This window comes from Pseudomonas sp. DG56-2 (genome assembly GCF_004803755.1).
GTDB classification, from domain to species: Bacteria; Pseudomonadota; Gammaproteobacteria; order Pseudomonadales; family Pseudomonadaceae; genus Aquipseudomonas; species Aquipseudomonas auratipiscis.
In genome coordinates, this window is the sequence record NZ_CP032311.1 from 1,123,941 (window position 1) to 1,147,464 (window position 23,524).

The following is a 23,524-nucleotide window of genomic DNA, read 5'->3' on the forward strand; positions in this document are numbered from 1 at the left end:
CGGTGTTGTGGTGGGTGGCGCGATGGCGTAAGGGTATGCAACGAGGACAGCAACAGGCCTTGCTGCTACAGATTTTTCGTTAGAGGTCGATAAACTGTGCAATACAGGAGATTCCCCATGCGAGCCTTGATCGTTATTGCCTTGGCGACCAGTGTCGTCGGCTGCACCCGTTGGTCGATGGACCATCATCTGAACAACGCCTACCGTGCCTATGATCGCGGCAATTGCGAGCAGGTCATGCTTGAGTTGTCGCAAGTAGACCGGACCAGCCGCGCTCGCCCATTCATTCATCCAGAAGTGTCAATGCTGCGCGGCCAATGCCTGGAACGCCAGAAGCTGTATGTCGATGCCGCACAGACCTATCAGTACCTTATTGCCCGTTATCCGCAGAACGAATACGCCTATCGCGCCCGCGCCCGTTTGCAGACGCTGGAGCAACTGGGGCACTTTCGCAGCGCCGAGACCGCAACGGCCCGACCGCTGGCCACTACGCCTTGGCGTTAATACCAAAGTGCGCTGGGCGATTGTGACGCCAGGGTCAGGTTGCGCTAATCTTATGACTGAACCTTACACACATCAGTAGCACTAGCGCGGCCCTGCTAAAGGGTCTCCGACAGCGATTGCGATCATGTTCGACGAGCGCCGCATCGAGCGTCACCAGCTCCCTTATTTCCTCAAAGTCTTCAACCGTTTTACCGATCAGCCCATCGGCTATCTGGGTAACGTGTCCGAGGACGGCCTGATGCTGATCAGCCAGTTACCTATGCTGGTCGGTCCGGATTTCGAGTTGCAACTGAAAGTGATCGGCCGCAGCGGTGGGGTCCACTTGATCAACCTGACCGCCAGTTGTCTGTGGTGCCATGAAGACGAGACCCCCGGTCACTACGATTCCGGCTTCATGCTGCTGCAGGCGCCCGACGAATACGCCAAGCTGGTGCGCGCCCTGCGCAACTATTTCAGCTTCTACCCGTTAGGGGCTTCCGCCTGATGCTGGCCGTGGCAAGAGAGTAGCCCTAGACTCTGGTCGACCCTATGTTCAGGACGACCCTGTGAGCACCAGCATTTTCTGGCACGACTACGAAACCACCGGTATCAATCCGCGCAATGACCGGCCGCTGCAAGTGGCCGGTGTTCGCACCGATCTCGACCTCAACGAGATAGACGCGCCAATCAATTTCTACTGCCAGCCCAGTGACGACATTCTGCCGCATCCGGCGGCTTGTCTTGTGACCGGTATCACGCCTGCGCACCTGGCCAGTCGCGGTTTGAGCGAAGCCGAGTTCATGACACGTGTGCATGCCGAGCTTTCCCGCCCCGGCACGTGTGGTGCCGGCTATAACAGCTTGCGTTTCGATGACGAAGTGACGCGCTACAGCCTGTACCGCAATTTCTTTGATCCGTATGCCCGCGAATGGCAGGGCGGGAACAGCCGTTGGGACCTGATCGATGTGGTACGTGCCGCTTATGCGTTGCGACCCGATGGCATCGTCTGGCCCGAGCAAGAGGGGCGTGTCAGCTTGCGTCTGGAATTGCTCACCGCCGCCAATGGTATCGATCATGGCCAGGCTCACGAGGCACTGAGCGATGTGCGCGCTACCATTGCGCTGGCGCGGTTGATCCGAGAGAAACAACCAAAGCTGTATGACTGGTTGTTTCAATTGCGCAGTAAACAGAAAGTGTTGGACCAGATCCGCTTGCTGCAGCCGTTGGTACATATTTCCGGGCGTTTTTCTGCGGCACGTAATTACCTTGGAGTTGTCCTGCCGCTTGCCTGGCATCCGCGTAATCGCAATGCCTTGATTGTCTGTGACCTGGGCATGGACCCTCAGCCCTTGTTGGAGGAGGATGGCGAATCACTGCGCCAGCGTTTATACACGCGACGTGAAGATTTGGCGCAGGGACAATTACCGGTGCCGTTGAAGTTAGTACACATCAACCGATGTCCGGTTGTTGCGCCGCTCAATGTATTGCGAGAGCAAGATAAGCAACGCCTGGAACTGGATATGTCCTTATTCCAAGCGCGGGCATCCAGTCTGATAGCGGCTGAGGCGCGGTGGCAAGATAAGTTACAGAATCTTTATCGTGAGGAAGCATTTGCCCCGTGCGAAGATCCCGAGCAGCAACTGTATGACGGATTTATTGGTGACCGTGACAGGCGCCTGTGCGAGCAAGTGCGCAATGCCGAGCCAAAGCAGTTAGGGCAGGGGCACTGGATGTTTGATGATGAACGACTGCCGGAGTTGTTGTTTCGCTATCGGGCGCGCAATTTTATCGAGACCTTGAGCGATGAAGAATTGCAGCGCTGGCAGCTGTTCTGCAAGCAGCGTTTGAGCGACCCACAGTGGGGCGCACCGAATACGGTTGGGGATTTTGAACAGGCGTTAGAGGCCTGCTGGGGCAAGGCTGATGCAGCTCAGCGCGAGCTGCTCGGGCAGTGGCGGGCGCACGTCCAAACGCTGAAATTGCAGTTTGGGTTGTAAACATCGGGATGAAAAAAACGCCAGCTAGCTGGCGTTTTTTTATGTCAGTGCAAATGAGGTTGCAGCGACTGGCAATTAACCCAGCAAGGTCGCCCAGCCTTCAACCACATCGCCACCCCACTTGGCTTTCCACTCTTTCAGGGTTTTGTGGTTGCCGCCTTTGGTTTCGATGACTTCACCGTTGTGCGGGTTTTTGTATTGCTTGACCTTGCGCGCGCGCTTGGTACCGGTGGTTTTAACAGCGCCACGAGGTACTTTTACCGATTTTGCTTCTGGGTCGAGCAGCGCAATGATATCGCGCAGCGACTTCTGATACTCACCCATCAGAGTGCGCAGTTTGCCTTCGAACTCCAGCTCTTTCTTCAGCTTGTCGTCGTTCGACAGGTTTGCCAGACGCGCTTGCAGTTCTTTGATGGCTTCTTCTGTAGCGCGGTATTCGTTGATCAGGGACATTTGAGGATCCTTGGAAATAGGGAAATCAGGGAGACAGTGGTCCAATAATAGTCAGAGCGTACTGCCAAGTAAACATTTAACTTGGTAATAAATGCGCAGGTGCTTAAATCAATCCAATAATTTGTATTAAGAAAAATTTACAAACTAAGACTTGCAGATAACACTCAACTTGTCGCCACACCGTTCGGTGCGCTGCTTCCGCCAGCCTCGGGCGCTGCAGATAAAGGCGACGGGTTGGACACATTCTCTACTGCAGTTTTTCCGGGCAATCGTTAGAATGAGCGCCTTTGCGAAGTATCTGGAGCCCCTTTCATGCAAACCTACCGGCTGGTGATTGCTTGCCCCGACCGCGTTGGCATCGTCGCCAAAGTCAGTAATTTCCTGGCGTCCTATAACGGCTGGATCAACGAAGCGAGCCATCACTCCGATGAGCAGAGCGGTTGGTTCTTCATGCGTCATGAAATTCGCGCACAAACGCTGCCATTTGGCATCGAGGCGTTTCGCGAAGCGTTTGCACCCATTGCCGAAGAATTCTCGATGGTCTGGCGTATAACCGACACCGATCAGAAGAAGCGCGTGGTGTTGATGGCCAGCCGCGAGTCTCATTGCCTGGCGGACTTGCTGCACCGTTGGCATGCAAAGGAACTGGATTGCGATATTCCTTGCGTGATTTCCAACCATAACGACCTGCGTAGCATGGTCGAATGGCATGGCATTCCGTTTTTCCACGTCCCGGTAGACCCGCAGGACAAGCAACCTGCGTTTGCTGAAGTTTCGCGTCTGGTCAAGGAACACGCTGCGGATGTTGTGGTGCTGGCGCGTTACATGCAGATTCTGCCGCCGCAACTGTGCCAGGAGTATGCCCAGCAGGTGATCAACATTCACCACAGCTTCCTGCCATCGTTCGTCGGTGCCAAGCCTTATCACCAAGCCTCGTTGCGTGGTGTGAAACTGATTGGTGCTACTTGCCACTATGTAACCGAAGAGCTGGATGCCGGTCCGATCATCGAGCAAGACGTCGTACGCGTCAGCCACAGCGACAGCATCGAGGACATGGTCCGATTCGGTCGTGACGTCGAGAAGATGGTGCTGGCCCGCGGTTTGCGCTATCACCTGGAAGACCGCGTACTGGTTCACGGTAATAAAACGGTGGTTTTCAACTAACGCGTTCGATGGAGGTTGCAAGATGGCCGATCCGTTCGACAAGGCAACCTCCAAGGCCCCGCCAGTTCTCGGCGAGGGCTGTTCGAGCCGTTACGATCCAGAAGCCCTGGACAGTGAAGACGGCACCGATTTTCCCGGTGCCGCCGAACTCTGGGAGAAGCAATCGGCTAACGACGTGCCCGAGCCTGATTGAAGCGCCAGCGCGCCAGCAAGGGTCTGCCCAGCAGGCACAGGAATACCGGGCCACCGGCCAGCAAGTAGAAGTAATACGTCACCACCCGCCAGATCAGAATTGCAGCCGCCGCTGTAGATTTGCCTACCAGCGGGGTCAACAAGGCTGCCGAGGTCAGTTCTGCGGCACCGGCACCGCCTGGCAACAGGCTGAACTGGCCGGCGCTTAGCGAGAGCATCTGGACCAGAAAACTCAGCATCCATTGCAGGTCCACCCCAAGCCCGCGCAAGGCCAGATACAGCACGCTGTAACGCAATCCCCAGTGTACGCAGGTCAGGGCGAACACCAGTGCCAGCGTTCGCTTTGGCAGGCGCCAGGTGTCGGCCAACGCGCGAAAAAAGTGCAGTATCTTGCAGGTCCAGCGACGTCGACGCGAGGTTGATACCTTGAGTTTTCTTAGCAGGCGGCCGCTCAAGCGCAGCATTGGACGTCGGTATCCCAGAACCAGAACAACCCCAGCCAGTACCGCGACCATCAGTGCGGCGCTGCTGGCGAGCAGCCCCTCCAGGTTGCGACTGATGCTGTGAAATACGGAATACCCAGCGATTGCGAGCATGGCGCAGAGAAAAAAGACCAGGTCATTGATCTGGTCGGCGGCGAATACGGCGCCGCTACGCGCAGGCCTGATGCGATCCTGCGCCAATAGCGCCATCAAAGCCAGAGGACCGCCGCTGCCACCGGGGGTGGTACAGATGGCGAACTCGGTGGCCATGATTACTCCCAGGCTACGTATCCGCCCCAGTTTTTCGCCCTGACTTCCCAGGAGCAGACGCAAGCGCATGGCATTGATGATCCAGCACACGAGAATCATACCCAGCAGACCGAGCATCAGGCTCGGGGCGAAGCTGCGCAGGCGTATCAGTAGATCGCTACCGCCCAGCAAGGTTGGCACCAGCAGCGCCATGACCAGGGCCAGGAGCAACCAGAGCAGGCGGTTCACCTGGCCGGCCTGCTGGAGAGCCAGGCGGATTTGGTCAGCGGCGTGCGGCCCTGTCGCATCAAGTGCTGCAAGGTTTGCAGCCAGTAGTGGCGGGAGAAGCTGTGGCGCATATCCACCGGGTGCAAGCCCAGGCGTATCACCGGTGCCTGCTGCAAGTGCCAGGCGTGCAGGTCGCAGGCAACCTTGGATAGGCCGCGACGCCAGGCACTGCGCGCGCTCCACACTAGGCCAGGGGCCTTGATAGGGGTGAATGCTGGCAAGCGATACAAATAACGCGGGTCGCTGGTGTACTGCAAGGGCAGTCTGCGCAATGCCTGGCGGGTGCCTTCGCTCATTAGCCAGGCCGGCGCGACAAAGCCTGCCAGAGGCCAGTCGAATTGGCGGAACACGTCCATGCCGGCCTCCAGACGTTCGAGTGCCGCAGCCTGGTCCAGGCTGTAGAACTCACCTTCGTGTGTGTATATCCGCCGCATGAAATAGTCTCGCACCGAGCGGGGCGCTGGGCTGTCGTCAGCATGGTAGAAACCGTGCAGCACGAGCTCGTCGCCACGGCGCAGGCGCAGGTCTAGCACGCGTCGCAAGCGACTGGAGCGTGCCAGCGGATCGCGCTGGTGGAAGTCAGGAACCACCAGCCATGTCATGGGGATATCGCCTAAGGCGTCCACGGCCTCTACGAACGGTTGGTAGTCCGGCCAGGTGTGTGGTGCTACGTCATGCAGCACCAGCAGCAGACTCTGCCCGCCTTGGTTTGCAGCGGGCTCAAGCATGGGTTCGTACCTGCAGCTCATGGCCCAGAACGGCGCGGTAGTGGGCCAGCAAGCCATTGACCACGCTGTCCCAGGCGTAGTGTTGCTCGACGTGGCGACGCGCCTGCTGGCCGAGCTGCACCGCACCCTCTTCGAAGACTTCACGCACTGCCTTGGCCATGGCCTGGCCATCGTTGGGGGTACACAACCGACCAAAACGGTCGTCGACAATCTCCCTGAATGCGCCTGCGGCCACCGCAATTACCGGGATTGCGCTGGCCATGGCTTCGAGTATGACCAGGCCGAAAGTTTCCTGGTCGCCAGCATGGACCAGGGCATCGGCACTGGCCAGCAAGCGACCGACTTCGTGGGCCGGACAGAAGTGGTCGATGACGCTGACGTTGGCCGGCACGTTGGAAGGCATGTGCGAGCCTACCAACAGCAAGTGGTAGTGCCTGCCGAGGCGTTTCATGCAATCCAGCAGTACAGGAAGGTTCTTTTCCCGCGAGCCACGGCCGGCAAACACCAATAAGTGGGTGTTGTCAGCGATGTGCAGTTGGCGGCGCAGATCGTCGTCGCGGTGCTCTGGATTGAAGGTGGCAAGGTCTACGCCCAGGCGCTGGACATGAACATTGCCCACGCCCAGGCCGCGAAGTTTGTTGGCCATTACCAGGCTGGGGGCCAAGACCCGGTCGAAGTTGCCATACAGCTTGCTGACATAGGCCTCGACATTGGGGGTGAACCAGTTGCCCATGCGGTTGCTGACCAACAGCGGTAGGTCCGAGTGGTAGAAGCCGATCACCGGTACGTCGAGCTGGCGCCGCGCATCCAGTGCGGCCCAGGCAGTGAGGTAAGGGTCACCGACTTCAATCAGGTCCGGTTGCAGGTCCTGGAGAATGTTGCGCCAGGGTGCCAGGCGCAGGGGAAAGCGGTAGCCGTTTCCGAATGGCAGGGCGGGGGCCGGGACCTGATAGATACCATTGGCATGCTGGGGGCTGGCACCGGGGATCAACAGGCTGTGACGGACACCGGGGGTGTGGTCCAGGCGGCGATGTTTGGCATCAAGATAAGTCCGCACCCCGCCACTGGCCGGGGCGTAGAACATGGTGATGTCAGCGATGTGCACGATCAGCATCCCTCCAAGATCGTCTCCAGGGTGTGTCATCGGGGGTTGCTGCCCGGTGACGTACCTAAAGGTGGACCTCTATGAAGGATAGTTTGTTCGATCGCGCTGCGAGGGGAGGGGCAGCGGCGTGCGCCGCTGCCCGAGGACATTCAGATGCGGAAACTGCCGACCAGATGTTTCAGGCGCGTGGCCTGTTGCTCGAGGTCGGCACAAGCGCGCAGGGTCGACTGCAGGTTTTCCACGCCTTCCTGGTTGAGCATGTTGATCTCGTTGATGTCCATGTTGATCGAATCGACCACGGCAGTTTGCTCTTCGGTAGCGGTAGCCACTGATTGGTTCATGCCGTCGATCTCGCCGATGCGCAGGGTGACGCTGCCCAGGCGCTCACCGGCCTGATTGGCGATTTCGACGCTGTCCTGGCTGTGGCGCTGGCTCTGGCCCATGGTGTCGACCGACTCGCGGGCTCCCACTTGCAGCTCCTCGATCATGTTCTGTACTTGTTGCGCAGACTCCTGGGTACGGTGGGCGAGGTTGCGCACCTCATCGGCGACCACGGCGAAACCTCGACCGGCTTCACCCGCCCGGGCAGCTTCGATTGCAGCGTTGAGTGCGAGCAGGTTGGTCTGCTGGGAGATGCTGGTGATCACTTCGAGGATCTGGCCGATATTCACGGTCTTGCTGTTGAGCGTCTCGATGTGCGAACTGGAGGTGCAGATCAAATCCGACAGGCGGTTCATCGCGGCAATACTGCGATCGACCACCTGCTGGCCCTCTTCGGCCAGATGACGCGCCGAACTTGCTTGCTGCGAGGCCTGGGCGGCGTTGTGGGCGATTTCCTGGGCAGCGGCGCCAAGCTGGTTGATTGCGGCAGCGACGCTGTTCGTCCGATTGGATTGCTCGTCGGAGTTGACCATCGAGGAGTTCGAGGCGCTGACCACGCGCAGTGCCACTTCGTTGACCTGTTCGGTGGCCGAAGACACTTCGCGGATCGAGGTATGAATACGCTCTACAAAGCGGTTGAAAGCAGTGCCGAGGATGCCGAATTCGTCCTGGCTGTGCAGGGTCAGGCGTTTGGTCAGATCACCTTCGCCTTCGGCGATGTCTTCCATGGCCCGGGTCATGGTATGCAATGGTTGCAACAACACCCGAATCAACAGGCCGAGCAGGCCGATGATGATGACCACTGCAACCAGCGTGGCGATCACCGCTGAAGTGCGGAATGTGCTGAGCATTGCGTAGGCTTTGTCTTTTTCGACGGACAGGCCGATGTACCAGTTGGCAGACGGCAGGCCTTTGACCGGGGCGAAGGTCAACAAGCGGGTCTGGCCGTTGATCTGCACCTCGCTGAGGTCCTTGGTCAGGCGTGGGGTATTCTGCGGGAACAGGTCTGAAAGCGACTTCATCACCAGGTTCTTGTCTGGGTGAACCAGAATCTTGCCTTGGTCGTTGACCAGGAAGGCATAGCCCATGCCGCCAAAGTTCAGCGAGTTGATGATTTCGGTGAGACCATCAAGTGCCAGGTCGCCGCCGACGACCCCGACGTTGCGCGCGGCAGTGGCCACGACAGAAATAACCATTTTGCCGGTGCTGACATCAATATAGGGTTCAGTGAGGATTGGGCCATTGGCAGCCATGCCGTCTTTGTACCAGGGACGCACACGTGGATCGTAGCCATCCGGCATTTTGGTTTGAGGGCGAATGGTGAAGCCACCGTTGACGTCACCCAGATAGACAGTCAGAAAGCTTGAGACCAGCGCTTGTTGGCCGAGCAAGGTGCCAACATTCTCTGCACCGGGAAACGCAGCAATGTTCTGTGCCACGTTTTGTACGAGCAAAATACGCCCATCGAACAGGTTCTTAATATTGGTTGAGGTGGTATCGCCCATCTCTGCCAGATAACGTTCCAGATCCTCTCGAATTGCATTGCGCTGTAGGTAATCGTTGTACAAAGTGAAGAGTGTGAAAGCGATCATGACGATCAAAGAAGCGGCCAGAAGGATCTTGTGGCTGAATCGGAGGTTTTTATTCATAACGAGTTTGTCCGCTAAGGTTTGTTATCCGGGTCGTTCGCACAAAGAACAGTTTGAAAGCAGTGCAGGTCCCCTTTCCTTGTCGGGCTTATCCTGTCTTTCTGATGGTCTATCGCTAATGAGATATCGGCCGATTCGAGCCAAAGCTTAAATAGAGGGTGAAAAAACATGCCTGACTTTTCGCAGTTCATTCTTGGTGCCGATCCGGCCGGTCAACCGGTAGCTCAAGCTATGCGTCTGGCCAACCGTCACGGCCTGGTTGCCGGCGCTACCGGCACAGGTAAGACGGTGACCTTGCAACATATGGCCGAGGCGTTCAGCGATGCTGGAGTCGCTGTGTTCGCCGCCGACGTCAAAGGTGACCTGTGTGGCTTGGGCGCCATCGGCAACCCCCAGGGCAAAGTGGCAGAGCGCATTGCCACAATGCCGTGGCTCGAGTATCGGGCGCAGGCTTACCCCGTCAGCCTCTGGGATATTCATGGGCAGACTGGCCACCCCTTGCGTACCACCCTCAGTGAGATGGGGCCGTTGTTGCTGGGGAACCTGTTGGAACTGACCGACAGCCAGCAGGCAGCACTTTATGCAGCATTCAAGGTGGCTGATCGCGAAGGTCTGCTGCTGCTCGACATCAAGGACCTCAAGGCACTTCTTGCGCACCTCAAGGACAACCCGCAGTTGCTGGGTGATGACAGCGCTCTGATGACAACCGGCTCCAGTCAGGCGCTGTTGCGGCGTTTGGCTACCCTGGAGCAACAAGGTGCCGAGGCCTTGTTTGGTGAGCCGGCGTTGCAATTGGAGGATCTGCTGCGCCCTGATGCCGACGGTCGTGGACGTATTCACCTGCTCGACGCCAGCCGCCTGGTTCACGAGGCGCCGAAGGTCTATGCGACATTCTTGTTATGGCTTCTGGCTGAGCTGTTCGAGCAGCTTCCTGAGCGCGGCGATGCCGACAAGCCTTTGCTGGCGCTGTTTTTCGACGAAGCGCACCTGCTCTTCAATGGCACGCCCAAGGCGTTGCAGGATCGCCTGGAGCAAGTGGTTCGTCTGATTCGCTCCAAAGGTGTGGGGGTGTACTTCGTCACTCAGTCGCCAAGTGATTTGCCAGACGATGTTCTGGCCCAGTTGGGTTTGCGGGTTCAGCACGGGCTGCGCGCTTTCACTGCCAAGGAGCAGAAGTCCTTGAAAGCCGTGGCTGAAGGCTTTCGTCCCAACCCTGATATCGACACCTTGAGTGTGTTGACTGAACTTGGGATCGGTGAGGCCTTGGTGGGTACTTTGCAGGAGAAGGGCACACCGGGCATGGTCCAGCGCGTGTTGATTGCCCCGCCACAATCGCGGATGGGGCCTTTGAGCGACTCTGAGCGCGCTGCACTGATCAAGGCCTCGCCGTTGGCCGGGCACTATGACAAGCCGGTGGATCGCGAATCAGCCTACGAAATGCTCACGGCTCGCAAAGGTGGTGCCGCGGTGCCCGAACAGGCGCCAGTTGCCGCCGAGGAGAGTTTTGCCGACAAGGCCGGAGAGTTTTTGCAGAGCGCGGCCGGACAAGCGATCAAGTCGGCGGTGCGCCAGGCAGCCAATCAGTTCGGGCGCCAGTTGGTGCGAGGCTTGATGGGGTCGTTACTAGGGGGCAGCAAGCGTCGCTAGCCTGTGCAACTTGTCGCCCATCTAGGCTGGGGGCATGGTTGACTGGCGAGGGAGTTTCGCCGGGTTGCAAATACGAAAAAGGCGCCCAAGGCGCCTTTTTCAATGCAAGCTCGTTCAGACGATGTACTTGGTCGCCAACCAGAACAGGCCAGCCGACAGGGCCACGGTTGCAGGCAGGGTCAGGACCCAGGCCAGCAGGATGGTCTTGACGGTGCCACCTTGCAGGCCGCTTTTGTTTGCGACCATGGTACCGGCTACGCCCGAGGACAAGACATGGGTGGTCGATACCGGCAGGCTGAAAATGTTGGCCATGCCGATGGCGCAGGCAGCGGTGATTTGTGCCGACATGCCCTGGGCGTAAGTCATGCCCTGCTTGCCGATTTTCTCACCGATGGTCAGTACGACACGCTTCCAGCCAACCATGGTACCCAGGCCCAGGGCCAGGGCAACCGCGAGGATCACCCAGAACGGGGCGTACTCGGTAGTGGCCGTCAGGTCTTTGCGTAGCTTGTCCAGGTCAGCCTTTTCACGCGCTTGCAGGCCCGGCAGCTTGCCAACTTTCTTGGCCGTGTCGTCCAGGCAGAGGAGGTAACGACGTACTTCAACGCGTTTTTCCGGCGACAGCGAACGGTACTCGGTTACGCCTTTTAGCGAGTCGAGCAGGGCATTGATAGTTGGCTCGGTCTGCTGCGGGTTGCAACTGAACTGCTCCGGCAGATCGCCCGTCTGTGCCTTGCCCAGTGCCAGGAATTCACCCAGGGTAGCCTGGTTGCGCTGGTAGAACTGGTTAAGGTGCAGGGTAGCGTCGCGAGTACGCTCGATCTGGTAGGTAGTGCTGTTCAGGTCGAGAACGAACTGGGCTGGCACGATACCGATCAGTACCAGCATGATCAGGCCGATACCTTTCTGACCATCGTTGGAACCGTGCACGAAGCTCACGGCCATGGCGGAAATCACCAGGACCAGGCGGTTCCAGAAGGGGGGGTGCTTCTTGTCGTCGAGCTTGCGACGTTGTTCTGGCGTCTTGTGCATCTTCGACAGTGGACGCCACCATTTCAGCCCGAGCAGAACCAGCGCAGCCACGGCGAAACCGGCCAGGGGCGAGAGTACCAGGGACATGCCGATATCGATAGCCTTCTGCCAGTTGACCCCATCACCCAACGGGATGTCGCTGATCAGGGCGTTGGCCAGGCCAACGCCGAGGATCGAGCCAATCAGGGTGTGGGAGCTGGAAGCCGGAATACCGAAGTACCAGGTGCCCAGGTTCCAGGCAATGGCGGCGGCGAGCAAAGAGAAAACCATGGCCAATCCATGACCGGTGTTAACGTTGATCAGCAGCTCCACCGGCAACAGGTGGACGATGGCATAGGCCACCCCGACACCGCCGAGCAGCACACCAAGGAAGTTGAACACCCCAGAAAAGAACACCGCCAGGTGCGGGGGCATGGCTTTGGTATAAATGACTGTAGCTACCGCGTTAGCGGTGTCATGAAAGCCATTGATGAACTCGAAGGCGAGTACGAAGGTCAAAGCGAGCAGCAAGCTCACCAGTACCCAAGCATCAAGTCCGCTGAATAAATCGATCATGAAGGTTTTCTGACCCGGTCATAAGGGGGCGCGATTATGCCAGAAATCCCGGTTAATCGATGCACCCGCCGCTGACCGGTCTTGGCCGTTTTGGCGCTTTTCCAGACAACTATGTGGCGGAAAACCCCCGGTAAATGACCGCTAAATTCGGTAAAAATCGAGAAAATATAAGGGTTTACGTAATATTTTTGCTGGCATTAAAGATTCAAACGGTCGTATGAAATTTGTGAAATTCCATTTCCGCCTTCTGCACATGCTGTAATGGTCTGCCTTCAGGGACCGCCGTCAGACACCCGCAATCCGCCTGCTTGAAGCAGGCGGTAAGCGCGACAGCTGCTATGGCTCGTCAGGCTTGAGCTCTTTTTCGATCTTCTGCAGTTCCTGGGCAAACGCCTGGTCCAGAATACTTGCACGTTTGCGCCAAGGCTTGCGCTCTGGGTCGGGTTGTGCGGCGTAGGTGGTGACTTCCCCGCCATAAACTTCCTTGTAACGTTGCTCCTGGCGCTCAAGTTCCGCGCGCAGTTCGTCTTTCGTCACAGTGCTACCTGTTGGTTATGAATAAACTCTGGCGTTAACGCATGCGGGGCTTTGTTAAAGCACACCGTGCACACGGCTACGCAGCCAGAGCGTGATTACTGTCGCAGCAACAGTAGTTGTGAATAGGCAAGTCTATGCATATAGCAGAGTTTTCAAACATGTGGACTTGCATCAAGGCCACACCTGATAGGCCATCAGGTCAGCGCAGAATGGAACCTGCAACTAGCTGTCGACCCAGGCGTGGAACTTGATTATAGCAAGCAAGTTCTATCGCCGTGTAACTCTGTTGTTTCAGTAGTGACAACAAAGACCGGCATTTGTTGCGGGTTTGTTAAATAGCTGTGTCATTTCGCTTAAAGGCTTGCTGCCAGCGAAAGTTCTTCAGCGCCTGTTAACAGACTGCCGTCACGACCAGGGGAAGGAAAAACGGCCTCGCTTCGTGGGCAAGGCCGTGCCTGGGACTTCTACGGTGGGTACCTGACCAGTCTCTCCAAGAAGCCACATGGTGGCGGTAGAAAGGTATAAGCAATTGAGGGTGGCGGTCAATTGCGATTATCGGTCGATGGTTCGATAATCGCACCACTGACCGTGTTGTCGAGATGAACCATGACAGAAGAAACCCCGCCCAAAGCGCCTGGATTGAACGATGAGGTACGCAGTTCGTTTGCGTCTCTAGCACCGCCCATCGTTGCCTCGCCGGCAAAGCGCATACAGGCGTTTACCGGCGATCCGGATTTCATGACCTCGCTGGCCCGTGGGCTGGCGGTGGTTCAGGCGTTCCAGGAGCGCAAGCGTCATTTGACCATCGCGCAGATCAGCCACCGCACAGAAATTCCACGTGCTGCGGTGCGCCGTTGCCTGCATACCTTGATCAAACTGGGCTACGCCACTACTGATGGACGTACCTATTCACTCCTGCCCAAAGTCTTGACCCTTGGTCACGCGTATCTGTCCTCCACACCATTGGCGGTGTCGGCCCAGCCGTATCTGGATCGAATGAGTGATCAATTGCACGAGGCCTGCAACATGGCCACGCTCGAAGGCGACGACATCCTTTATATAGCTCGCTCGGCTACGGTGCAGCGCTTGATTTCAGTGGACCTCTCGGTCGGGGGGCGTCTGCCGGCCTATTGCACGTCCATGGGCCGCATTCTCTTGGCGGCGCTGGATGACGCAACGCTGCATGAATACCTGGAGCATGCCGACCTGCAGGCCAAGACCAGTCGTACCATTCATGATCCGGCGGCGCTGCTTGAGTGTTTGCAGCAGGTCCGTCAGCAGGGCTGGTGTGTGGTTGACCAGGAGTTGGAGCAAGGCCTGCGTTCGATAGCCGTACCGGTCTACGATGCATCCGGGCAGGTGCTGGCGGCGCTGAACGTCAGTACCCATGCCGGTCGAGTCAGCCGTACCGAACTCGAGCAGCGCTTCTTGCCGATCATGATCGCCGCCAGTCGCGACTTGAGTACCCAGTTGTTTGCCTGACACCGCACGTTCCTGTTCGATAAACGCACAGTGTTGCGTTTACCGAATTGCGTCGCTTTCGGCCTGTTATTAATGTCCTTCGCACACCGATCGGTCTGTCCCGATCGGCTGTGGCGATCACGCGCGCACCCGCACATTTGCGCGCTTCTACTGGATAAAAATAATGAACAGTCCACAAGCTGCTGTCGGAAACTGCCTTGATGTGCAGTCTTTCATCAATACACAACCCCTGTCGCGCTACCAATGGCGCGTGGTGATTCTGTGCTTCCTTATTGTTTTTCTCGATGGTCTGGATACCGCAGCCATGGGCTTTATTGCCCCGGCGCTGTCCCAGGATTGGGGTATCGACCGCGCCAGCCTGGGCCCGGTCATGAGCGCGGCGCTGATTGGTATGGTTTTCGGCGCGCTGGGCTCGGGCCCCCTGGCCGACCGCTTTGGGCGCAAGGGGGTGCTGGTGGGCGCAGTGGTGGTGTTCGGCGCTTTCAGCCTGGCATCGGCCTACAGCACCAATGTCGATCAATTGCTGGTGCTGCGGTTTCTCACCGGCCTGGGGCTTGGCGCCGGTATGCCCAACGCCACCACACTGCTTTCCGAATACACCCCGGAACGACACAAGTCGCTGTTGGTCACCAGTATGTTCTGTGGTTTCAACCTGGGCATGGCCGGCGGTGGATTCATTTCGGCCAAGCTGATTCCGGCATTCGGCTGGCATAGTTTGCTGCTGATCGGTGGCCTTCTGCCGCTGTTGCTGGCCGTGGTCCTGGTGTTCTGGTTGCCAGAGTCTGCGCGCTTTCTGGTGGTGCGCAACCGTGGTACCGATAAGGTTCGCAAGACCCTGACGCCGATCGATCCGGCCATTGTCGGCCAGGCATCGAGTTTCAGCGTGCCGGAACAGAACTCGGTGAAAGCTCGCAATGTCCTTGCGGTGATTTTCTCCGGCACTTATAGCGCCGGCACCTTATTGTTGTGGCTGACGTATTTCATGGGCCTGGTGATTGTCTACCTGCTCACCAGTTGGTTGCCAACGCTAATGCGCGACAGTGGCGCGAGCATGGAGCAGGCAGCATTTATTGGTGCCTTGTTCCAGTTCGGCGGGGTGCTCAGCGCGGTAGTCGTGGGTTGGGCCATGGACCGCTTTAACCCGCACAAGGTTATCGGCACTTTCTATCTGCTTGCAGGGGTGTTTGCCTACGCGGTGGGGCAGAGCCTTGGCAACATCACCGTGTTGGCGACGCTGGTGTTGATCGCCGGTATGTGCGTCAACGGTGCGCAATCGGCAATGCCTTCGCTGGCCGCGCGTTTCTATCCGACCCAAGGCCGCGCCACGGGCGTGTCATGGATGCTTGGCATCGGTCGTTTCGGCGCCATTCTCGGTGCCTGGATGGGCGCGACCCTGCTGGGATTGGGCTGGAATTTCGAACAGGTGCTCACCGCGCTGGTGATCCCGGCGGCACTCGCCACCCTGGCAGTGATTATCAAGGGCATGGTCAGCCACGCTGACGCAACTTGAGTGGCGGACTGCTGCTGCGAGATTGTTTAGCAGGGTAACAATTGGTTCGATAATCGAACAGTTAGTCGATTATCGGATTGTACCGGCCCCAGCCCCGTCTTAATCTGAAGACCTACCGGCGCCGCGCCAGGCGCCTTGCACACCGACCTCGACTCAGCATATCCAGGAGTCTGCAATGGCTGAAATTCTCTCGCTCCACGACGCCGTGAAGCAATTCGTCCATGACGGTGACAGTGTCGCCCTCGAAGGCTTTACGCATTTGATTCCGACTGCCGCTGGGCATGAAATCATTCGTCAGGGCAAGAAAGATCTGACCCTGGTACGTATGACTCCTGACTTGATTTACGATCAACTGATCGGCGCCGGCTGTGCTCGCAAACTGATTTTCTCCTGGGGTGGCAACCCCGGTGTCGGCTCGTTGCACCGTTTGCGCGATGCCGTCGAAAAGCAATGGCCGCAGGCGATGGAAATCGAAGAGCACAGCCATGCCGACCTGGCCAACGCCTATGTTGCCGGTGCCTCGGGCCTGCCTTTTGCTGTGTTGCGCGCTTATGCCGGCTCCGATCTGCCCAAGGTCAACCCGCTGATCAAGAGCGTGACCTGCCCGTTTACCGGTGAAGTGCTTGCCGCCGTTCCTTCGGTTCGCCCGGATGTCACCGTGATTCACGCACAGAAGGCCGACCGCAAAGGCAACGTGCTGCTCTGGGGCATCCTTGGTGTACAGAAAGAGGCAGCACTGGCGGCCAAGCGTTGCATCGTCACTGTCGAAGAAATTGTCGATGACCTCAAGGCGCCGATGAACGCCTGTGTGCTGCCTACCTGGGCACTTTCGGCGGTCTGTCTGGTGCCTGGTGGTGCGCACCCATCCTACGCGCATGGCTATTACGAGCGAGACAATCGTTTCTACCAGGCCTGGGATCCGATTGCGCGCAATCGCGAGGTCTTCACCGCCTGGATCGACGAATACATTCGCGGCACCGCCGATTTCAATGAATTCAAGGCAAAACTGGCCAGCGCTTCGGAGGCTGCACAATGAGCTACTCCACCAATGAAATGATGACCGTCGCCGCAGCCCGTCGTCTGCGCAATGGTGCCGTGTGCTTCGTGGGCATTGGCCTGCCGTCCAAGGCTGCCAACCTGGCGCGGCTGACGTCTTCTCCGGATGTGGTACTGATCTATGAATCCGGTCCGATTGGCGCCAAACCCAGTGTCCTGCCGCTCTCGATTGGTGACGGTGAGTTGGCCGAAACTGCCGACACTGTGGTGCCGACCGGCGAAATCTTCCGTTACTGGTTGCAGGGTGGGCGTATCGATGTGGGCTTTCTGGGCGCAGCTCAAGTGGACCGCTTCGGCAACATCAATACCACGGTAGTCGGTGATTACCATCAGCCTAAGGTGCGCTTGCCAGGTGCCGGTGGCGCGCCGGAGATTGCCGGCTCCGCCAAACAGGTGCTGATCATCCTCAAACAGTCCAACCGTGCCTTCGTCGACAAGCTCGACTTCATTACCTCGGTCGGCCACGGCGAAGGTGGCGATTCCCGCAAGCGTCTGGGGCTGCCGGGCGACGGGCCGGTGGGAATCATCACCGACCTGTGCATCATGGAACCGGAAGCGGATACCCATGAGTTCGTCGTGACCGCGATCCACCCTGGCGTGACCCGTGAGCAAGTTATTGCAGCCACTGGCTGGGCTATTCGTTTTGCCGATAACGTCCAGATCACCGCCGAACCGACTGAAGTCGAGCTCAGCGCCTTGCGTGACCTGGAAGCGCGTACCGCGGCCGCTCATGGCCAAGCGCCAGGAGAAGCATGATGCGTGAAGTATTTATCTGCGACGCCATTCGCACCCCCATTGGCCGTTTCGGCGGCGCCCTGGCCGGTGTACGTGCCGATGACCTGGCAGCCGTACCGATCAAGGCATTGATCGAGCGCAACCCGCAGGTGCATTGGGATCAGGTCGACGAAGTGTTCCTCGGCTGCGCCAACCAGGCCGGTGAAGACAACCGCAACGTTGCGCGAATGGCGCTATTACTGGCCGGCCTGCCGGACAGCGTACCCGGGGTCACCCTCAACCGTCTTTGCGCCTCGGGCATGGACGCGGTCGGCACGGCATTTCGTGCCATTGCCAGCGGCGAAATGGAGTTGGCGATTGCCGGGGGCGTCGAGTCGATGTCACGCGCTCCGTTTGTCATGGGTAAGGCCGACAGTGCTTACTCGCGCAACATGAAGCTGGAAGACACCACCATTGGCTGGCGTTTCATCAATCCGTTGATGAAGGCCCAGTATGGCGTCGATGCCATGCCTCAGACGGCTGACAACGTCGCCGATGATTACCAAGTGTCGCGTGCCGACCAGGACGCCTTCGCCTTGCGCAGCCAGCAGCGAACCGCTGCCGCCCAGGCCGCAGGCTACTTTGCCGAAGAAATCGTCGCTGTGCATATCGCCCACAAAAAGGGCGAAACGTTGGTTGAGCAGGACGAGCATCCTCGAGCCGACACGACCCTCGAGGCTCTGACCCGCCTCAAACCGGTCAACGGCCCAGACAAAACCGTCACTGCCGGCAACGCTTCTGGGGTCAACGACGGCGCCGCCGCGCTGTTGTTGGCGTCGGCTGAGGCGGTGAAAAAGCACGGCCTGACCCCGCGTGCGCGGATATTGGGTATGGCCAGTGCGGGCGTCGCCCCGCGCGTGATGGGCATTGGTCCGGTGCCCGCGGTGCGCAAACTGACCGAGCGTCTCGGTGTGGCGGTCAGTGATTTCGATGTGATTGAGCTGAACGAAGCCTTCGCCAGCCAAGGCTTGGCCGTGCTGCGTGAACTGGGGCTGGCCGATGATGCGCCACAGGTCAATCCTAATGGCGGCGCGATTGCCCTGGGGCACCCGCTGGGTATGAGTGGCGCGCGCTTGATCCTCACGGCCATGCATCAGTTGGAGAAAAGCGGCGGACGCAAAGGCCTGGCGACTATGTGTGTAGGCGTGGGTCAGGGCTTGGCTTTGGCTATCGAGCGGGTGTAATTCAATCCTCCGTAAGGGCATCCTCCAAGCAGGGGCGCTCTGGCGGGGGATTGTTCGTGGAACGAGGTGTTACTGATTGTGTCTAGACTTCAGTAACCCTCCAAGAGTGAAATGCCATGACTTCTACCTATTACACGGGTGAAGAGCGCAGCAAGCGTATTTTCGCCATCGTCGGCGCCTCCTCGGGCAATTTGGTGGAATGGTTCGACTTTTATGTCTATGCCTTCTGCGCGATCTATTTTGCCCCGGCCTTTTTTCCTTCCGACGACCCAACCGTGCAGTTGCTCAACACCGCAGGGGTGTTTGCTGCCGGGTTTCTGATGCGCCCCATTGGTGGCTGGCTGTTCGGCAGGGTGGCTGACCGCCACGGCCGCAAGAATTCTATGATGATCTCGGTGCTGATGATGTGCGCCGGTTCCTTGGTCATTGCCTGTTTGCCGACCTACGCCTCGATTGGCGCCTGGGCACCGGCGCTGTTGTTGCTGGCGCGGCTGTTTCAAGGCCTGTCGGTAGGCGGTGAATATGGCACCACTGCCACTTACATGAGTGAAGTGGCCCTTCGCGGTCAGCGCGGCTTCTTTGCCTCGTTCCAATACGTGACCCTGATCGGCGGCCAGTTGCTGGCGGTGCTGGTGGTGGTCATCCTCCAACAGCTGCTCAGCGAGGATGAGCTGCGTGCCTGGGGCTGGCGGATTCCATTCGTGGTGGGCGCCGTCGCTGCGGTGATTTCGTTGTTCCTGCGTCGCTCGCTGGAAGAAACCAGCAGCGCTGAAACCCGAAACGACAAAGAGGCTGGCAGTATTTCCGGGTTGTTTCGCAACCATGCGGCAGCCTTTATCACCGTGCTCGGCTACACCGCTGGTGGTTCGTTGATTTTCTACACCTTCACCACCTACATGCAGAAGTATTTGGTGAACACCGCAGGCATGAGCGCCAAGACCGCGAGCTTCATCATGACCGGGGTGCTGTTCTTGTATATGTGTATGCAGCCGTTGTTCGGCATGCTCTCGGACCGCATTGGCCGGCGCAATTCGATGTTGCTGTTCGGCGCCTTGGGTACCTTGTTTACGGTACCGATCTTGATGGCCCTGAAGACGGTCACCAGTCCGTTGCTGGCGTTCGTATTGATCACCTTGGCGCTGTGCATCGTCAGTTTCTATACCTCGATCAGTGGGCTGGTCAAAGCCGAGATGTTCCCGCCGCAGGTGCGTGCCCTGGGCGTGGGCCTGGCTTACGCCGTGGCCAATGCAATGTTTGGCGGTTCCGCTGAATATGTGGCATTGGGGCTCAAGTCGATCGGGATGGAAAATACCTTTTACTGGTACGTTACCGTCATGATGGCCATTGCCTTTCTGTTCAGCCTGCGCCTGCCGAAGCAGGCCGCCTATCTGCACCACGACCATTGACCTGTTGAAGGACTTGTAGATGAACCCGCGACCGGGCAATCAGCTGTTCGATGCCTACTTCACCGCAACTGACATGCGTGAGGTGTTTTCCGATCAGGGACGAGTGCAGGGCATGCTCGACTTCGAAGCTGCCCTGGCCCGCGCCGAGGCGGCTGTAGGGGTGATTCCCCCGCTGGCGGTGGCACCGATCGAGGCTGCCTGTCAGGCCGGGCGCTATGATTTCGTCGCGTTGGCCGAGGCCATTGCTACGGCCGGTAACTCGGCAATTCCGTTGGTCAAGGCGCTGGGCAAGGTCATCGCCGCCGATGTCGCCGAAGCCGAACGCTATGTGCACCTGGGCGCCACCAGTCAGGATGCAATGGACAGCGGATTGGTCCTGCAACTGCGTCAGGCGCTGACGCTGATCGAGCGAGACCTGCTGCACCTTGGCGAATCCCTGGCGTTGCAGGCCGCGACGCATGCCGACACGCCCCTGGCCGGACGCACCTGGTTGCAACATGCAACGCCGGTTACCCTGGGCATGAAAATCGCCGGTTGGCTGGGGGCCTTGACCCGTCATCGTCAGCGCCTGCAGGAGCTCAAGCCTCGTTTGCTCACGGTGCAGTTCGGTGGTGCTTCCGGCACCTTGGCGGCGCTTGGCGACAAGGCTTTGCCGGTAGCCGAGGAACTGGCTCGTCAGTTGGGTCTGCAGCTACCGGAGCAGCCGTGGCACACCCAGCGCGATCGTCTGGTCGAGTTCGCCTCGGTGCTCGGCCTGATTGCCGGTAGCCTGGGCAAGATGGGGCGCGACATCAGCCTGCTGATGCAGACCGAAGCGGCCGAGGTGTTCGAGCCGTCGGCGCCGGGCAAAGGTGGTTCCTCGACCATGCCGCATAAACGTAACCCGGTGGGGGCTGCAGTGCTCATTGGTGCTGCAACGCGGGTGCCGGGCCTGGTGTCCACACTGTTTGCCGCCATGCCACAGGAGCACGAACGCAGCCTGGGTTTGTGGCATGCCGAATGGGAAACCCTGCCGGACATCTGCTGCCTGGTCTCGGGGGCATTGCGCCAGGCACAGATCATTGCCGATGGGTTGCAAGTGGATGCAGCGCGCATGCGCCAGAACCTCGACCTGACCCAGGGGCTGGTGCTGGCCGAGGCAGTCAGTATCGTGCTGGCGCAACGCCTGGGGCGCGATACCGCTCACCATTTGCTGGAAACCTGCTGCAAACGTGCAGTAGCTGAACAGCGCCACCTGCGCGCCGTGCTCGGCGACGATCCACAGGTGAGCGCAGAACTTGGTGCGGACGAACTTGATCGCCTGCTCGATCCGGCCCACTACCTCGGCCAGGCACGTGCCTGGGTCGAGCGAGCGTTGGCCGAACATCACCGTTTCAATGCTTGAAGGAGGCTGCAGTGGCACAGGTACAACTCGCCGATGGCGCACTACATTATCAACTCGAGGGTCCCGAGGGCGCGCCGGTGTTGGTGTTGTCCAACTCCCTGGGCACCGACCTGCATATGTGGGATACCCAGGTTCCGGCCTTGGCCGCGCATTTTCGCGTATTGCGTTATGACACCCGTGGTCATGGTGGCTCGCTGATAACCGAAGGACCTTATAGCATCGAGCAACTGGGCCAGGATGTACTGGCGCTGCTCGATGCCTTGAACATCGACCGTGCGCATTTCTGCGGCTTGTCCATGGGCGGTTTGATCGGACAATGGCTGGGGATCAATGCTGGCGAGCGCCTTGACCGCTTGATCGTCTGCAACACGGCGGCCAAGATCGGCTCGCCGGACACCTGGAATCCGCGCATCGAAATGGTCTTGCGCGACGGCAAGCAAGCCATGGTCGGCTTGCGTGATGCCTCTATCGAGCGCTGGTTCACGCCCGCCTATTCATCGAGCAATCCCGATCAGGCCAAGCGCATCACCGACATGCTCGCCGCCACCTCACCGCTAGGGTATGCGGCCAACTGCGGGGCGGTACGTGATGCCGACTTCCGTGATCAACTGGGTGAGATCAACGTACCGTTGCTGGTGATCTCCGGCAGCCATGATGCGGTCACACCGCCTGCGGGCGGGTTGTTCATCCAAGAGAACGTGCAGGGCGCCGAGTACGCCGAGTTCCATGCTGCGCACTTGTCCAATGTCGAAGTCGGCGAGCCGTTCAGCCGTCGGGTAATCGATTTTCTGCTGGCCCGCTGAGGAGCATTTGGTGGACGAAAAACAACGCTATGAAGAAGGCATGAAGGTGCGTCGTGCGGTGCTTGGCGACGCCCATGTCGATCGCAGCCTGAACAACCTAACGGACTTCAACGGCGAGTTCCAGGAAATGATCACTCGCCACGCCTGGGGGGATATCTGGACACGCCCGGGTCTGCCACGGCACACCCGCAGCCTGATCACCATTGCCATGCTGATCGGCATGAACCGCAATGATGAGCTCAAGCTGCACCTGCGCGCCGCCGCCAGCAATGGCGTTACCCGCGAGGAGATCAAGGAAGTGCTGATGCAGAGCGCAATCTACTGCGGTATTCCTGCGGCCAACGCGACGTTCCACCTGGCTGAGTCAGTGTGGGATGAACTGGGCGTCGAGTCGCGAGCCGAGTAACGCTCACACATCCCACCGGAGCGGGGCAAACCCGCTCCTACCGGCCAGGCATCAGCGCCACCGGCCCGGCATTGTTTTCGATGGCCTGTTTCAACTCCGGCCGCATTCCCAGCAGAAATGCCAGCTCGGCGACCACGAACAATGGCCCGACGATCAGGCCGCTGAGATCATCCACGAATGCCGGCTTGCGGCCTTCATAGTAGTGCCCGACAAACTGGATTATCCAGCCGAGGACAAACAATCCCAGCCCGGCACTCAACCAGACCAGGGTGCTTTGCAGCGCCAGCGCCTGACCAGCCCACAGGCACAAGCCCAGCAGCAACGCCATGATCAGACCGAACTGTTGATCCAGGCGCAGGTAGAACCAGGCTGTCAGCAAGGCCACCAGCAAGGCGGGCGACAGCCACATGCCCGCGATGTCCAGGCCAGGCCGCGACAGCAGCACTGTCACGGCGACCACGATCATCGGGATGCCGACGAAATGGGTGGCAATGTTGCGCGGGTCACGGTGGTAGGCAGCATACTGACTGAGGTATTCAACGAGGTTTTTCATTATTGTTCCTCCTGAAGGGTGAAA

Annotated in this window: 23 protein-coding genes and 1 pseudogene; 15 read left to right on the forward strand and 9 right to left on the reverse strand. The window is 58.8% G+C overall.

Features of this window, described 5'->3' with window-relative positions:
* Positions 1–117: 117 nt before the first annotated feature.
* From D3Z90_RS05305 to sbcB, 3 genes are all read left to right on the forward strand, one after another.
* Positions 118–504 carry a tol-pal system YbgF family protein gene (locus D3Z90_RS05305; protein WP_136474745.1) on the forward strand — a complete coding sequence of 129 codons (387 nt, stop codon included), beginning with the start codon at positions 118–120 and terminating at the stop codon, positions 502–504.
* A 124-nt stretch (positions 505–628) separates the two neighbouring features.
* Positions 629–988, forward strand: a complete 360-nt coding sequence (locus D3Z90_RS05310; RefSeq protein ID WP_136474746.1) for a PilZ domain-containing protein — start codon at positions 629–631, stop codon at positions 986–988.
* Positions 989–1,049: 61 nt separating this feature from the next.
* Positions 1,050–2,480, forward strand: a complete 1,431-nt coding sequence (gene sbcB, locus D3Z90_RS05315; protein WP_136474747.1) for an exodeoxyribonuclease I — start codon at positions 1,050–1,052, stop codon at positions 2,478–2,480.
* Between the two features lie 75 nt (positions 2,481–2,555).
* Here the strand turns inward: sbcB and mvaT are convergent, their stop codons facing one another.
* On the reverse strand, positions 2,556–2,933 hold the full coding sequence (gene mvaT / locus D3Z90_RS05320) for a histone-like nucleoid-structuring protein MvaT (RefSeq protein ID WP_136474748.1): 378 nt from the start codon (positions 2,931–2,933) through the stop codon (positions 2,556–2,558).
* Between the two features lie 312 nt (positions 2,934–3,245).
* Between mvaT and purU the strand changes: the two genes are divergently transcribed.
* Both purU and D3Z90_RS26745 read left to right on the forward strand, forming a co-directional pair.
* Positions 3,246–4,097: a formyltetrahydrofolate deformylase gene (gene purU, locus D3Z90_RS05325; protein ID WP_136474749.1), complete on the forward strand. Its 852-nt coding sequence runs from the start codon at positions 3,246–3,248 to the stop codon at positions 4,095–4,097.
* Between the two features lie 22 nt (positions 4,098–4,119).
* Positions 4,120–4,290, forward strand: coding sequence for a hypothetical protein (locus D3Z90_RS26745; protein ID WP_168198436.1), 171 nt, complete (start codon positions 4,120–4,122; stop codon positions 4,288–4,290).
* On the opposite strand, the gene D3Z90_RS05330 is transcribed toward D3Z90_RS26745, so the two are convergent.
* From D3Z90_RS05330 to D3Z90_RS27285, 5 genes and pseudogenes are all read right to left on the reverse strand, one after another.
* Positions 4,265–5,269: a lysylphosphatidylglycerol synthase transmembrane domain-containing protein gene (locus tag D3Z90_RS05330; RefSeq protein WP_136474750.1), complete on the reverse strand. Its 1,005-nt coding sequence runs from the start codon at positions 5,267–5,269 to the stop codon at positions 4,265–4,267. The genes D3Z90_RS26745 and D3Z90_RS05330 overlap by 26 nt on opposite strands.
* The gene (locus tag D3Z90_RS05335) at positions 5,266–6,036 is read right to left on the reverse strand and encodes a DUF2334 domain-containing protein (protein WP_136474751.1); all 771 of its coding nucleotides are present in this window, start codon (positions 6,034–6,036) and stop codon (positions 5,266–5,268) included. The genes D3Z90_RS05330 and D3Z90_RS05335 overlap by 4 nt, the downstream gene beginning before the upstream one ends.
* Positions 6,029–7,150: a glycosyltransferase family 1 protein gene (locus D3Z90_RS05340; protein ID WP_136478881.1), complete on the reverse strand. Its 1,122-nt coding sequence runs from the start codon at positions 7,148–7,150 to the stop codon at positions 6,029–6,031. Before D3Z90_RS05340 ends, D3Z90_RS05335 begins: the two co-directional genes overlap by 8 nt.
* 140 nt (positions 7,151–7,290) lie before the next feature.
* A complete protein-coding gene (locus D3Z90_RS27280; protein WP_371922308.1) occupies positions 7,291–8,055 on the reverse strand; it encodes a methyl-accepting chemotaxis protein in 765 nt (254 codons plus the stop codon).
* Between the two features lie 93 nt (positions 8,056–8,148).
* Positions 8,149–9,171 (reverse strand): annotated as a pseudogene (locus tag D3Z90_RS27285) (cache domain-containing protein); the annotation flags it as partial.
* Positions 9,172–9,339: 168 nt separating this feature from the next.
* Here D3Z90_RS27285 and D3Z90_RS05350 point away from each other — a divergent pair.
* Complete coding sequence (locus tag D3Z90_RS05350; protein ID WP_136474753.1) at positions 9,340–10,818, forward strand: helicase HerA-like domain-containing protein; 1,479 nt, start codon at positions 9,340–9,342, stop codon at positions 10,816–10,818.
* A gap of 114 nt (positions 10,819–10,932) precedes the next feature.
* Here the strand turns inward: D3Z90_RS05350 and D3Z90_RS05355 are convergent, their stop codons facing one another.
* Together D3Z90_RS05355 and D3Z90_RS05360 are read right to left on the reverse strand one after the other, a co-directional pair.
* Positions 10,933–12,405 carry an inorganic phosphate transporter gene (locus D3Z90_RS05355; protein WP_136474754.1) on the reverse strand — a complete coding sequence of 491 codons (1,473 nt, stop codon included), beginning with the start codon at positions 12,403–12,405 and terminating at the stop codon, positions 10,933–10,935.
* Positions 12,406–12,741: 336 nt separating this feature from the next.
* Positions 12,742–12,942 carry a hypothetical protein gene (locus D3Z90_RS05360; RefSeq protein WP_136474755.1) on the reverse strand — a complete coding sequence of 67 codons (201 nt, stop codon included), beginning with the start codon at positions 12,940–12,942 and terminating at the stop codon, positions 12,742–12,744.
* A gap of 606 nt (positions 12,943–13,548) precedes the next feature.
* On the opposite strand from D3Z90_RS05360, the gene pcaR reads away from it, so the two are divergent.
* The 9 genes from pcaR to pcaC all read left to right on the forward strand — a co-directional run bounded on the left by pcaR (position 13,549) and on the right by pcaC (position 22,947).
* Positions 13,549–14,424 carry a pca regulon transcriptional regulator PcaR gene (pcaR, locus tag D3Z90_RS05365; RefSeq protein WP_178084171.1) on the forward strand — a complete coding sequence of 292 codons (876 nt, stop codon included), beginning with the start codon at positions 13,549–13,551 and terminating at the stop codon, positions 14,422–14,424.
* Between the two features lie 163 nt (positions 14,425–14,587).
* Positions 14,588–15,934: an MFS transporter gene (locus D3Z90_RS05370; protein WP_136474756.1), complete on the forward strand. Its 1,347-nt coding sequence runs from the start codon at positions 14,588–14,590 to the stop codon at positions 15,932–15,934.
* A 175-nt stretch (positions 15,935–16,109) separates the two neighbouring features.
* Entirely contained in the window at positions 16,110–16,970 is an 861-nt protein-coding gene (locus D3Z90_RS05375; RefSeq protein ID WP_136474757.1) for a CoA transferase subunit A, read from the forward strand.
* Positions 16,967–17,746, forward strand: coding sequence for a CoA-transferase subunit beta (locus D3Z90_RS05380; protein WP_136474758.1), 780 nt, complete (start codon positions 16,967–16,969; stop codon positions 17,744–17,746). The genes D3Z90_RS05375 and D3Z90_RS05380 overlap by 4 nt, the downstream gene beginning before the upstream one ends.
* Complete coding sequence (pcaF, locus tag D3Z90_RS05385; protein ID WP_178084172.1) at positions 17,743–18,948, forward strand: 3-oxoadipyl-CoA thiolase; 1,206 nt, start codon at positions 17,743–17,745, stop codon at positions 18,946–18,948. The genes D3Z90_RS05380 and pcaF overlap by 4 nt, the downstream gene beginning before the upstream one ends.
* A 116-nt stretch (positions 18,949–19,064) precedes the next feature.
* Entirely contained in the window at positions 19,065–20,354 is a 1,290-nt protein-coding gene (locus D3Z90_RS05390; RefSeq protein ID WP_136474760.1) for an MFS family transporter, read from the forward strand.
* Between the two features lie 19 nt (positions 20,355–20,373).
* Positions 20,374–21,738, forward strand: a complete 1,365-nt coding sequence (locus D3Z90_RS05395; protein WP_136474761.1) for a 3-carboxy-cis,cis-muconate cycloisomerase — start codon at positions 20,374–20,376, stop codon at positions 21,736–21,738.
* 11 nt (positions 21,739–21,749) lie between these two features.
* On the forward strand, positions 21,750–22,541 hold the full coding sequence (pcaD, locus tag D3Z90_RS05400; RefSeq protein WP_136474762.1) for a 3-oxoadipate enol-lactonase: 792 nt from the start codon (positions 21,750–21,752) through the stop codon (positions 22,539–22,541).
* A gap of 10 nt (positions 22,542–22,551) precedes the next feature.
* Positions 22,552–22,947 carry a 4-carboxymuconolactone decarboxylase gene (gene pcaC / locus D3Z90_RS05405; protein WP_136474763.1) on the forward strand — a complete coding sequence of 132 codons (396 nt, stop codon included), beginning with the start codon at positions 22,552–22,554 and terminating at the stop codon, positions 22,945–22,947.
* 37 nt (positions 22,948–22,984) lie between these two features.
* Here the strand turns inward: pcaC and D3Z90_RS05410 are convergent, their stop codons facing one another.
* A complete protein-coding gene (locus tag D3Z90_RS05410) occupies positions 22,985–23,500 on the reverse strand; it encodes a DUF962 domain-containing protein (RefSeq protein WP_136474764.1) in 516 nt (171 codons plus the stop codon).
* Positions 23,501–23,524 lie beyond the last annotated feature (24 nt).